This is a genomic window from Staphylococcus succinus (genome assembly GCF_029024945.1).
Lineage (GTDB): Bacteria > Bacillota > Bacilli > Staphylococcales > Staphylococcaceae > Staphylococcus > Staphylococcus succinus.
In genome coordinates this window covers 2,188,981-2,201,459 of sequence record NZ_CP118976.1, presented here as the reverse complement: position 1 = coordinate 2,201,459, position 12,479 = coordinate 2,188,981, and the positions used below count along the sequence as shown (strand labels likewise).

The following is a 12,479-nucleotide window of genomic DNA, read 5'->3' as shown; positions in this document are numbered from 1 at the left end:
AATATATTTATTGAGTTATAATAACTCAATGTGTTAACAATAAGGAGGTTTTTTAGTAGATGGGGCTGAATAAAGAAGCTATAAAAATTGGTTTTGCTTATGTTGGCATCGTTGTAGGTGCTGGTTTTTCTACTGGTCAGGAAGTCATGCAATTCTTTACACCATTTGGTTTATGGTCTTACATAGGTGTTATACTTTCTGGTTTGATTTTAGGATTTATTGGAAGACAAGTTGCTAAAATAGGAACAGCATTTGATGCACAAAATCATGAATCAACATTAGATTACTTATTTGGTGGTGTATTTAGTAAAATTATAGATTACTTACTAATCTTTTTCTTATTTGGTATCTCGGTGACAATGATTGCTGGTGCTGGTGCAACTTTTGAAGAAAGTTTTAGTGTACCTACTTGGTTGGGTGCCTTAATTATGGTAATTGCAATATATATCACGCTATTAATGGATTTTAATAAAATTGTCCGTGCATTAGGTGTGGTGACGCCATTTTTAATTATTTTGGTAGTAACCATCGCAATATATTATTTATTTAATGGAAGCATTTCATTCGATAAAGTAAACCAAACAATGCCAGAAACGAGTATTTGGAAAGGTATTATGTATGGTATTAATTATGGTGGCTTAGCGTTTGCAGTTGGTTTTAGTACGATAGTTGCTATAGGCGGAGATGCTTCTAAACGTAAAATTTCGGGTTCAGGTGCATTATTTGGTGGTGTTGTTTATACTGTTTTACTTGCACTCATCAATTTTGCATTACAAGCAGAATATCCCAAAATTAAAGATGTCTCTATTCCGACATTAACTTTAGCGAATAATATCACTCCATGGTTAGGGTTAGTATTATCAATCATTATGTTAGCAGTAATGTACAATACAATTCTTGGACTCATGTATTCATTTTCAGCAAGGTTTACAGAGCCATACAGTAAAAAATATCATATATTGATAGTTGTTATGTCATTAGTAGCATATGGTTTGAGTTTTGTTGGTTTCGCTGGCCTAATTAATTTCTTATATCCAATTATGGGTGTGATAGGACTAATTGTAGTTGTTGCAGTACTTATTAAATATTATTTTAGAAAGAGTCAAAATAAAAAGCATATTGCTTAATTAAATAAATCTCAGCCACTTAAAAAGTAGGCTGGGGTTTTGTTTATATAACGATAGTATTTACATTTACTACAGTGTCATTATAAATTATGTTACAATGCATCCGAAAGGAAAGGTAAGGCATGAAGAAAAAACACAAATGGACCATTATTACGCTTTTTATATTTGTAATTGTTGCAGTTGTTACTGCAGTGTTGTTGAAGCAACAATTTGATCGACAACATGCACAAGAAGTAAGAGAAAAGGTACAAATCAACAATAAAAATGTAAACGCATTTACAAATATTACTTATAGTAGCGGGTTACCAAATAGTAGATTAGATATATTAACACCGACTGAATTAGAAAGAGATAACAAATTACCTGTTATCTTTTGGATGCATGGTGGGGGCTACATCGCTGGCGATAAACAATATAAAAACCCATTACTCTCCAAAATTGCTGAACAAGGATATATAGTGGTAAATGTAAACTATGCCCTTGCGCCTGACAATAAATACCCAACTCAATTAAATCAGATTGATCGAGCAGTACAGTTTATTAAAAAGAATCAACATGAATTACCTATTGATTTTAATCAGGTTGTGTTTGGTGGGGATTCGGCCGGAGCACAATTGTCTAGCCAGTATACAGCAATCCAAACTAACAAATCTTTACGAGATGATATGAAATTTAAACAACAGTTTAAACCAAATCAAATTAAAGCGGCTATTTTTTATGGTGGTTTTTATGATATGAAAACAGTGAAAGCTACAGAATTTCCTAGAATACAGCTTTTCATGGAAAGTTATACAGGTAAGCGAGACTGGGAACAACAATTTAAATATATAAGTGAAATGTCTACAATAAACCAAGTTACAAAAGATTACCCTCCTACATTTTTATCGGTGGGCGATGCTGATCCATTTTATAGTCAAAATATAGCATTTTATAAGAAGTTAAAATCTAAAGATGTACCTACTGATAAATTATTTTATGATGGTTCGCACCAATTGAGGCATCAGTACCAATTTCATATGAATAAACCAGAATCACAACAAAATATGAAAGATACATTGAGGTTCTTAAGTAGGAATACAAGTGCTTCAGGTGTAGAAACAGAATTAAAATCTGGGGAATCAAATCCAAATGGCATCGAATTAAATCCGTATTAAAAATAAAAACTTAACAATAAAAGCCAAATAACAATATTGTTATTTGGCTTTTATTGCTTTTATTATTAGAATAATAATAAAGAAACGTTTACTTCATGATCTAAGAGGTAGATTATAATAATAATTTAGATAAAACATATTTGTTGTAATAGCGACCATCAATATAAAGTTTATCTCTTAACTCGCCTTCTAGTTGATATCCTGCGGATTTGAATAAGTCGACGGCAGTTGCATTTTCCGGTACTACTGAGACTTCGATGCGACGGATTTCATGGTTTAAACACCATGCTTCTATAGAATTAATTAATGCTTGCCCTAATCCTTTTTCTCTGTAGTGCTTAATTACGCCCATTGAAAAGTTGGCTTCGTGACGTGCACGTTCTAAATTTTCTGTAGTAACAGTCGCGAAACCAACAAGCTCGTTATTATTTTCAGCTACGTAAATGGCGTTGGAAGGCGATGTTATGAAATGTTCCAAATGAGATATGGCATCTGTAGTAGATGGTGCATATTCACCAGGATTATATATCAAATAGTCAGATTCATCATAAATTGTAGTTAATAATTTTATGAAAGCATCTATATCATTGATACTAATTTCTCGAATTTGATGAACCATAAGTGTCCACTCCTCATTTCTAATTTGCTAATGCGCAATTATAGTATAACTTAACATCATTAGCATGATTTTACTAGACAATAATAAAATTGAGGTAAACTAATATCAGGAGGTAAGACTATGAAACCTAATATTTTATTGGCAGGTGTAACAGGGTATATAGGCAAGCATCTTATTCAATTTATCAATTCAGAGGCAAAGCTATTTACAATGTCTAAATACCCAAAAGAAGATGATTTTAAAGATATAACATGGTTAAAGAAAGATATTTTTAATTATAATGACGTGTTAGAATCAATGGAAACAATGGATATAGCTATTTTCTATTTAGATCCTACGAAACATTCAGCCAAACTTACTCAAGCTACTGCTAGAGATATGAATCTTATTGCTGCAGATAACTTTGGGCGCGCTGCTGCTAAACAAGGTGTGAGTAAAATGATTTACATTAGTGGTGGGCGATTTGATGATGAAACGGTACAACGCTTATCTGCATATGGTGTACCAGTAGAAAAAACAGAAGCAAAAGTACCACGTCCGCATGTGGCTGTAGAACTTCAAGTTTCAAAATATGATGATGTACGTAGTGCATTAAGTATGCAATTACCAATGAATTGGTCACTTAACCAAATGGTAGACTATTACATGAGTTGGTTAAATGAAACAAATGGCACATTGTTACATACTTACAGGGACGATAATAATTATATGATATATATTAAAGATAAAAGTAAGCCATTACTTGTGCTGCACAAAGCGTATACAGAAGAAGATATAATTACATTACATCTAGTGGGTGGTACCTTAGTTAAACCAAATTTAAAGAAACAAGGTAAACTAGAATTTCGAAAGTTACAAGGTACGCAAACAGTTATCGTTCATTTATATGACTATATACCTAAATTAATATGGCCTATATATTATTTAATCCAATCGCCATTTCAAGGTTTAATGATGAGAGGCTTTGAAATAGATTGTCGTATTAAACATTTTAATGGTCGTATTCAGTCAGGTGAAGATATAAAATACACAAAATAAAAAGAGGTGGAATTGTGAACATTTTATTAGTAGAGGATGATATGTCATTATTTAAGGAATTAAGTGAAGAACTTGAACAATGGGATTTTCAAGTTAATGGTATCGATGATTTTAATGACGTATTGACGCAATTTAAAGAAGTGAATCCTGCTATTGTAATTATGGATGTCAAATTACCTAAATACGATGGGTTCTATTGGACTCGAAAAATAAGAGAAATTTCCAATACGCCGATTTTGTTTTTATCATCTCGAGATAATCCTATGGATCAAGTAATGAGCATGGAATTGGGTGCAGATGACTATGTACAAAAGCCTTTTAATACAAGTGTGCTTATAGCTAAACTTCAAGCTGTCTATAGAAGAGTCTATCAATTTAGTATAGAAGAAAAACGTGTATTATCTTGGTTAGAGGCAACACTTGATTTGTCTAAAGATAGTATAACTAAAGAGGATAAGGTAATTTATTTATCTAAAACTGAAATGATTATTTTAGAAATGTTAGTAAAAAAACAAGGTGAAATTGTAACGAGAGACACATTAATTACAGCGTTATGGGATGATGAAGCCTTCGTAAGTGATAATACACTTACAGTAAATGTGAATCGTTTGAGAAAAAAATTGGCAGATATTGATATGAAAGATGCCATTGAAACGAAGATAGGTAAAGGATACATGGCGCATGATACATTTTAAATGGATTTTTAAGTTTATCCAGTCACGTATAAATTGGATATTATGGCTGATTGTATTACATCTTATAGTTTTAGGTATTGCATATATAGATGTTGATATAAGTGTGAACAGTATTTTATATATCATAGTATTGAATCTTGGATTATCAGTTGTCTTTCTGATTTTTACTTATATTAAAGAAATAAGGTTTTATTTACATTTGGAAAATAATATAGAGCCTGAAGCACTTAAACATAAAGCATTAGCTGATACACCATTTCAAAAGGAAATTGTCGATTATTTATATCAAAAAATTACAGACCAAAAAATGGTTGTCACTGAGCAAAAGAAACAAATTCGTTCAACTGAGGTTTCGCTCACTGATTTTGTACACGATATTAAAACACCAGTGACAGCTTTAAAATTAATGATTGAAAAAGAACAAGATATAGAAAGAAAACGGGCTCTTCTTTTTGAATGGTCACGCATTAACGATATGTTAGACAGACAACTTTATTTAACAAAGTTAGAGTCACGAAATAATGATGTATTTTTTGAATACGTTGATTTAAAAAGATTGGTTATAGAAGAGATACAAATCACACGATATATTAGTCAGGCTAAAGGTATTGATTATGATCTTAATTTTGAAAATGAGTATAAAGTATATACAGATAGTAAATGGTCTCGAATGATGATTAGGCAAATATTATCTAATGCTATCAAATATAGCAATGAAGGGACAATTCATATTCAAAGCTTTAATGATCATAATCATGTGACATTAGTTATTAAAGATGAAGGTAGGGGGATAAGTAAGAAAGACTTACCTAGAATTTATGATAAAGGTTTTACCTCTACAGGCTTTCGAAATGAGACTACATCTTCGGGCATCGGTTTGTATCTTGTAAATAATGTTAAAAATAGTTTAGGTATACAGGTAGATATTAGTTCTCACGAGCTAGAAGGAACAGAAGTTAAATTTATGTTTCCTAATCAAAACGAAATAATAGAAAGATTATCGCAATAACTTTGGAAGTCATTTTGTATTCCAAAGTTTTTTTGTGGGTTAACATTATGGCTTTATCATAGTAGAAAAATAAGCAATGACAACAATATAAGCAGTAACAAAATTACTAGTTGAATCATTATAATAAATATGCAATTATATGTAGTGTGTTATTGTTTTGTAATAGAAATGGAAATGCGTACAATTTAATAATGAACATAAATTAGGAGTTACAAATCAATATATTTATTAAGTGTAATAACACACAATCAATATGTTTACAGAAATGTAATGTTAAGAATTTGTAAATTTAATTGTGGGATTGTAAATTTTGTGCTATTTTCAATTAAGGACAAATCGACATTTTGTGAGATTTTTTAAAACTATACGAGCAAAAACTCATTAATATACATATAACAAACAAACATATTGATTAATAAAATGATGAGGGAATTGTAAATCTTGCCAATCTTAGTTTGTCTGAAAGGATTTTAATTTTTTAAATTTATTGAAGGTGATTGGAAACAGTCGCTGTAAATGGAGGATTTTTTGGATGTTTAACAAGAAAAAAGATAAGTTCATGGTGCAACTTGAGGAAATGGTCTTTAACTTAGACCGAGCAGCAATTGAATTTGGTAAAATGGATTTTAATAGTCACTTAGATCTTAAAGCATATTCAGACAACATTAAAACGTATGAATCACATGGTGACGAATTGATGCATCAAGTCATTTCAGATTTAAATCAAACTTTTATCACACCTATTGAACGTGAGGATATCCTCTCTTTATGTAACGCAATTGATGATGTTTTAGATGCAATGGAAGAAACATCAGCAATGTTTGAAATGTACTCTATTGAATACACAGATGAATATATGGCTGAATTTGTCGACAACATTCAAAAAGCTATTGCAGAAATGAAGCTAGCTGTTGGATTACTTGTTGATAAAAAATTATCACACATGCGCATCCATTCAATTAATATTAAAGAATTCGAAACAAATTGTGATGGTATTTTACGTCAGTCTATCAAACATATTTTTAGTAGTGAGACAGATCCAATCACACTTATTAAAATTAAAGAGATATACGAAAGTATGGAAGAAATCGCTGATAAATGTCAGGCTGTAGCAAATAACTTTGAAACTATAATTATGAAAAATAGCTAAGGAGTCCTAACTTATGGAATATATTTTGATCATCACAGTAGCTATCGTAATTTTTTCACTTGTATTTGACTTTATCAATGGTTTCCATGATACAGCCAATGCTGTTGCTACTGCTGTTTCAACGCGTGCTTTAACTCCTAGAACTGCTATTCTATTAGCAGCAGTTATGAACTTTATTGGTGCATTAACTTTTACTGGGGTTGCAGGTACAATTACAAAAGATATTGTAGACCCATTTAAATTAGAAAATGGGCTAGTTGTAGTATTAGCTGCAATTATTTCAGCAATTTTATGGAATTTACTTACTTGGTTTTATGGTATACCAAGTTCATCTTCTCATGCGTTGATTGGTTCAATCGCAGGAGCGGCTATAGCGTCACAAGGTTCATTTGCTGTACTACATTATCAAGGATTTGCAAAAATCATTATCGTATTACTTGTATCACCAATCATTGCTTTTGGTGTAGGGTTCATTATTTACTCTATTGTAAAAGTCGTATTTAAAAATGCTAATTTGACGAAAGCGAATCGTAATTTTAGATTTTTCCAAATTTTCACAGCATCATTACAATCATTTTCACATGGTACCAACGATGCTCAAAAATCAATGGGAATCATTACGCTAGCTTTAATCGTTGCTGGTGTGCAAACAGGTTCAAGTGTAGAACCACAACTATGGGTTAAAGTTGCTTGTGCGACTGCAATGGGCTTAGGTACTGCAGTTGGTGGTTGGAAAATCATTAAAACTGTTGGTGGAAACATCATGAAAATTCGTCCAGCTAATGGAGCTGCAGCAGATTTATCATCTGCATTAACAATTTTTGTAGCATCATCATTACATTTTCCGCTATCAACGACACATGTTGTATCTTCATCTATCTTAGGTGTTGGTTCATCTAACCGTATTAAAGGTGTGAAATGGAACACGGCACAGCGAATGATTATAACTTGGGTAATTACATTACCTATTTCGGCAGTATTAGCAGCAGTTATATTTTATATTATGAATATTTTCCTTTAATTTTAAACTTCAATTAAAATAATAGGTATTAATATATAGTAGTTTTCACATGAGATGATAGCTACATTAAAAAATAAGCAATAACCATTTTAGGTTATTGCTTATTTTTTATGATATTTCATACAATATGAGCAATAAAAACCATTTTTATAAGTGAGGTGTAGAGCGTTATTGTGAGGGAATATAAAATGAAAGGATTAACCTCAACAGAAAGTATATATAAGCCTTGATTATTGCTGTTACGGTCACACAGAGGTTATGCATACAAAATCATATTTGAAATTGTCAAATTATGACTATGATAATAGAAATATATGAAAATATCGTTACTATATATAGAATTAGTATTTAAATTTTATTGAATGTATGTAAATTAAAAAAACCGATAAATCTTCATAAGTGAGTTAAACTCACATTAGAAAATTTATCGGTGAACTACGTCGGTATGGAGATAATCCATAAACGATTTAATTTGTACTAGTGTATATAATTATAGCTTGAAACTTCTGAAGCAGGAATAGTACGATAATCCACTGTACCTGGAGGTGTATTGTAATTCATTTCTGAAATTAAAATACTTCCATCAGGATTAACTTGTTCTACATATGCAACGTGACCTACAGCGCCTGAATATGTTTGTAAGATTGATCCAGCGCTTGGCGTATTATTAACAGTATAACCATCAGCAGCAGCATTGTTTGCCCAATGATCAGCGTTCCACCAATATGTACTAATCGGTTGGCCAGTCTCAGCTCTACGATTAAATACGTGCCATGTACACTGTCCCCAGTCGTATAAGTTTTGATCACTAGCTGTTGAAGCAGTGTTTGTGTTGCTTGTTTGTGTAGTGTTACCACCAGAGCCACCTGCTCCTGTAGTACCAGGAATAGTTAGTGTTTGGTTAGGTTGTATAATATAACCATTTAAGTTATTTGCTGAAACAAGTTCATCTACAGTAACACCATAATTATTAGCGATTATATTTAATGATTCTCCAGACTTAACCGTGTGTGTAGTGCCACCAGATGATTGTGAAGTAGTATTTGAACTTGAGCCTTCTTGTGATGCACTTCCACCAATTTCAATAACTTGTCCCGGAAATACAATATTATTATTGATATTGTTATTTTGTTTGATCTCTTCTACGGATACGCCGTATTGTTGTGAGATAGTCCAAAGTGACTCACCAGATTTTACCGTGTGCTGAGTTGAAGCATCGGCTTCATGATTAGCGATAAATGCCGCTGCACCTGAAGCAGCTGTGACTGCAAATGCTAACTTTTTCAAAAGAACTCCTCCTCTGATTCCTATTATATTTAACGCCCGATTAAGTAATTAAATACATTTTTAAGATTTTTAATCTAAATTCACGTTTCATACTAACAAAAAAGCATTGCTTTGTGTTTGATGTTATAGAGTTGTAATATTATTAACATTTAAAATCAAATCATAATATATTGGTTGAATACCTTCACAATGCAGTTTTAAAAGCATCATATACCTATAATTAATCCTGTCACTTTAACATTCTGTAATATTTCTTTGGACTATTTTTGCACCTATTTTTGTACCTTATAGTTAAATTTTGAAAGTGATGACTTCAAAATGATGTTTGCAATATAAGAAATGAGTGAAAATATAAATATTAAAGTAATGGAATGAGTGAATGATATTAACTTTGATTCAGAAATGTTATATTGGTTACAAAAGTAATGATAGATAATTAAGGAGTGGGAGAATTGGCTGAATCAGCACAACACACACATCAGCAACAGTCTAAAAGTAAGTCTAAGTCACATGCATATGGTAAAGTTTGGCTATTTTTTGTATATTACTGGATTATTTTTGGTATAGGTTGTTACTTTGGACAATACTTACCAATGGAGTGGAGAAAACCATTATCATTTGTACTACTCGGATTGGTCCTTATTACGGTTATTTCAAACCGAGCACGTAAATATGGACTCGTGATTTCCCATATATATGCAATAGTAGTCGGTTTATTATCATATGCGACCTTCACGATATATTTGCAGAATCTAGGGCCAGAAGTATTCTATAAAAATATTATATTAGCTATTGCAGCATTTATAGCTTTTGGTATTATTGGCTATTTCTTAATTGGAAATGCTTCTAGTATGGGAAAATATTTATTTGTAACATTGATTGCTTTAATTGTTGCAAGTCTTATAGGGATGTTTATACAAAATCCAATTTTCCATACAATTATAACCGTAGTCGGATTATTACTTTTTCTCCTATACACATTATATGATTTTAATCGTATGAAACGGGGGCAATTTTCACCACGAGAGATGGGCTTTAATTTATTTATAAACCTATTACACATCATAAAGTACGTATTAAACTTAGCAAATCGCTTCAAAAAATAACTTCACGCATAATGTTTATGTTTGATAGGTTATAGACATGATATTAGATAACTCTAAAAGTTAGTTTTTAACACACTTTAAGTATATTTGAGTGTGTTTTTTTATTGGAAATTATTATGAATTAAATATAATAATATGACATTTAAAGGGTATGAATATAAGGATTGATTAGTTTAGCAGATATGAATTAATGTCATAAAATATGAAAATTATCATTACAATCGATAAATTGACACCATAAATGGAATATAATACTATGCATATTAGTGTTCTATTTGGAATAGGGATGATATCCAATCTAAGTATAGGATATAGTATTTAACACAATACATGAGTGAATGCCAAATGATAATGAAGCAGAATATATAGAATAATGATTATCTTATAGCTGGATAATTCATATTTATTGGAGGTATAAAGGGTGAAGGAAGAAAAGAAAGCATACTATTTAAATGTCTATAAAAAATACAATAGTTTAATGCACTATATAGATTCAACTTATAAATTAACCATGAATGATATAGCGATATTAGAACTCATTCAGAAACATTGTAGTGAACAAAAAATGTTATTACAGACATTCTTAAAAATAGTTATAGATGAGTTAGAATTAAGTCGAACGAAGGTTCTTGCTTCTATTAGACGATTAATTGACCAAGGTAGAGTAAATAAAGTGCGTTCATCAGAAGACGAACGCAAAGTATACCTTTTAATGAATAAAGCAAATATCAAAAAATATAATGCATTGTTAGAAGATATTGAAATGTAGGAAATATAGATTGCAGGGGCGATTCTGATAAATAATAAAACATTTAAAATAATAAATAAATTAGCAAAAACGTGCTACTTTATTTTCAGAATTTATGATATATAATGTGATTTTCAGTCTAAGAATGATATGTGCATCCGTCTATGTTATCTTAATAAAATATTGTATAATATATCTTGTTAGTAAATTAGTAGTTATCGAGAAAGCGAGATGAAATTATGGGACGTAAGTGGAATAATATTAAAGAAAAAAAGGCCCAAAAAGATAAAAATACAAGTCGAATTTATGCAAAATTCGGTAAAGAAATATATGTAGCAGCTAAATCAGGTGAACCCGATCCTGAATCTAATCAAGCGCTCCGTCTAACGTTGGAACGCGCTAAAACATATGCAGTTCCTAATCATATTATAGATAGAGCTATTGAAAAAGCAAAAGGCGCGGGAGAAGAAAATTATGACGAACTAAGATATGAAGGTTTCGGGCCAAATGGCGCAATGATTATTGTAGATGCGCTTACAAACAATGTTAACAGAACAGCATCAGATGTACGTTCTGCTTTTGGTAAAAATGGTGGGAATATGGGCGTTTCTGGTTCTGTTGCTTATATGTTTGACCATACAGCCGTATTTGGTATTGAAGGTAAAAGTGGAGATGATACATTAGAAGCATTGATGGAAAAAGATGTTGATGTTCGAGATGTCGTTGATGACAATGGTTTGACAATTGTATATGCAGAACCAGATCAATTTGCGCAAGTTCAAGATGCTTTACGTGAGATTGGGATTGAAGAATTTAAAGTAGCTGAATTTGAGATGTTACCACAATCTGATATAGAATTATCTAAAGAAGATCAAGAAACATTTGAAGGACTCGTTGATGCTTTAGAAGATTTAGAAGATGTTCAAAATGTCTTTCATAATGTGGATTTAAAATAAGATGAAACAAGAAATACAAAATTGGATAAAACAATTACAACTACTACCACATCCTGAAGGCGGTTACTATAGAGAAGTGATAAAAGGGGCATATGATAGCACGTTACGACGTGAATCATACTCAAGTATATATTTCCTTTTAACACATGATAATATATCGCATTTTCATCGTATCGATGCAGATGAAATTTGGTATTATCACGCTGGTCAATCTTTAACTGTTCATATGATAAACCCAGATGGTATGTATCACCAAGTCACTATTGGCAAAGATTTAGAAAGTGGCGATGTTTTACAATATGTTGTTCCGAAAGGGACGATTTTTGCATCATCAATTGAAGGTACGGACGGTTACGCATTAGTAGGTTGTATGTGTCAGCCTGCATTTAAATTTGAAAACTTTGAATTATATAGTAATGAATGGCTGAATAATCAATATCCAGAGCTTAAAGATATTAATAGAAAATATGCTCTGTCATTAGAAACAATCAATAAAAATAACAAATGAGCGTATTAGTAAAGCGAATGATACCTTCACAATTTGAGTGAAGGTATCATTCGCTTTTGTT

13 protein-coding genes are annotated in these 12,479 nt (G+C 31.3%); 11 read left to right on the top strand and 2 right to left on the bottom strand.

Features of this window, described 5'->3' with window-relative positions; all coding sequences use genetic code 11:
- Positions 1 to 59 precede the first annotated feature (59 nt).
- Positions 60 to 1,127 (top strand): YkvI family membrane protein, encoded by a 1,068-nt coding sequence (locus PYW31_RS10690; protein ID WP_046837110.1) that lies wholly within the window; start codon positions 60 to 62, stop codon positions 1,125 to 1,127.
- A 122-nt stretch (positions 1,128 to 1,249) separates the two neighbouring features.
- Positions 1,250 to 2,281 (top strand): alpha/beta hydrolase, encoded by a 1,032-nt coding sequence (locus PYW31_RS10685; RefSeq protein ID WP_046837111.1) that lies wholly within the window; start codon positions 1,250 to 1,252, stop codon positions 2,279 to 2,281.
- Positions 2,282 to 2,393: 112 nt separating this feature from the next.
- Here the strand turns inward: PYW31_RS10685 and PYW31_RS10680 are convergent, their stop codons facing one another.
- Positions 2,394 to 2,900: a GNAT family N-acetyltransferase gene (locus PYW31_RS10680; RefSeq protein WP_046837112.1), complete on the bottom strand. Its 507-nt coding sequence runs from the start codon at positions 2,898 to 2,900 to the stop codon at positions 2,394 to 2,396.
- Positions 2,901 to 3,020: 120 nt separating this feature from the next.
- Between PYW31_RS10680 and PYW31_RS10675 the strand changes: the two genes are divergently transcribed.
- From PYW31_RS10675 to PYW31_RS10655, 5 genes are all read left to right on the top strand, one after another.
- Complete coding sequence (locus PYW31_RS10675) at positions 3,021 to 3,938, top strand: NAD-dependent epimerase/dehydratase family protein (RefSeq protein WP_046837113.1); 918 nt, start codon at positions 3,021 to 3,023, stop codon at positions 3,936 to 3,938.
- Positions 3,939 to 3,952: 14 nt separating this feature from the next.
- The gene (locus tag PYW31_RS10670) at positions 3,953 to 4,633 is read left to right on the top strand and encodes a response regulator transcription factor (RefSeq protein ID WP_046837114.1); all 681 of its coding nucleotides are present in this window, start codon (positions 3,953 to 3,955) and stop codon (positions 4,631 to 4,633) included.
- Positions 4,620 to 5,642 (top strand): sensor histidine kinase, encoded by a 1,023-nt coding sequence (locus PYW31_RS10665; protein ID WP_046837115.1) that lies wholly within the window; start codon positions 4,620 to 4,622, stop codon positions 5,640 to 5,642. Before PYW31_RS10670 ends, PYW31_RS10665 begins: the two co-directional genes overlap by 14 nt.
- A gap of 532 nt (positions 5,643 to 6,174) precedes the next feature.
- Entirely contained in the window at positions 6,175 to 6,792 is a 618-nt protein-coding gene (locus tag PYW31_RS10660) for a DUF47 domain-containing protein (protein ID WP_046837116.1), read from the top strand.
- Between the two features lie 13 nt (positions 6,793 to 6,805).
- Entirely contained in the window at positions 6,806 to 7,813 is a 1,008-nt protein-coding gene (locus PYW31_RS10655) for an inorganic phosphate transporter (protein ID WP_046837117.1), read from the top strand.
- Between the two features lie 477 nt (positions 7,814 to 8,290).
- Here PYW31_RS10655 and PYW31_RS10650 read toward each other — a convergent pair whose 3' ends face one another.
- Complete coding sequence (locus PYW31_RS10650; RefSeq protein ID WP_046837118.1) at positions 8,291 to 9,100, bottom strand: LysM peptidoglycan-binding domain-containing protein; 810 nt, start codon at positions 9,098 to 9,100, stop codon at positions 8,291 to 8,293.
- 452 nt (positions 9,101 to 9,552) lie between these two features.
- Here PYW31_RS10650 and PYW31_RS10645 point away from each other — a divergent pair, with 452 nt between their 5' ends.
- The 4 genes from PYW31_RS10645 (at position 9,553) to PYW31_RS10630 (ending at position 12,418) form a co-directional block, all read left to right on the top strand.
- Positions 9,553 to 10,206: a Bax inhibitor-1/YccA family protein gene (locus tag PYW31_RS10645; protein ID WP_046837119.1), complete on the top strand. Its 654-nt coding sequence runs from the start codon at positions 9,553 to 9,555 to the stop codon at positions 10,204 to 10,206.
- A 421-nt stretch (positions 10,207 to 10,627) separates the two neighbouring features.
- A complete protein-coding gene (locus PYW31_RS10640) occupies positions 10,628 to 10,975 on the top strand; it encodes a transcriptional regulator, SarA/Rot family (protein WP_046837120.1) in 348 nt (115 codons plus the stop codon).
- Positions 10,976 to 11,193: 218 nt separating this feature from the next.
- Entirely contained in the window at positions 11,194 to 11,910 is a 717-nt protein-coding gene (locus tag PYW31_RS10635; protein ID WP_046837121.1) for a YebC/PmpR family DNA-binding transcriptional regulator, read from the top strand.
- A gap of 1 nt (position 11,911) precedes the next feature.
- A complete protein-coding gene (locus PYW31_RS10630; RefSeq protein ID WP_046837122.1) occupies positions 11,912 to 12,418 on the top strand; it encodes a cupin domain-containing protein in 507 nt (168 codons plus the stop codon).
- The last annotated feature ends 61 nt before the right edge of the window (positions 12,419 to 12,479 follow it).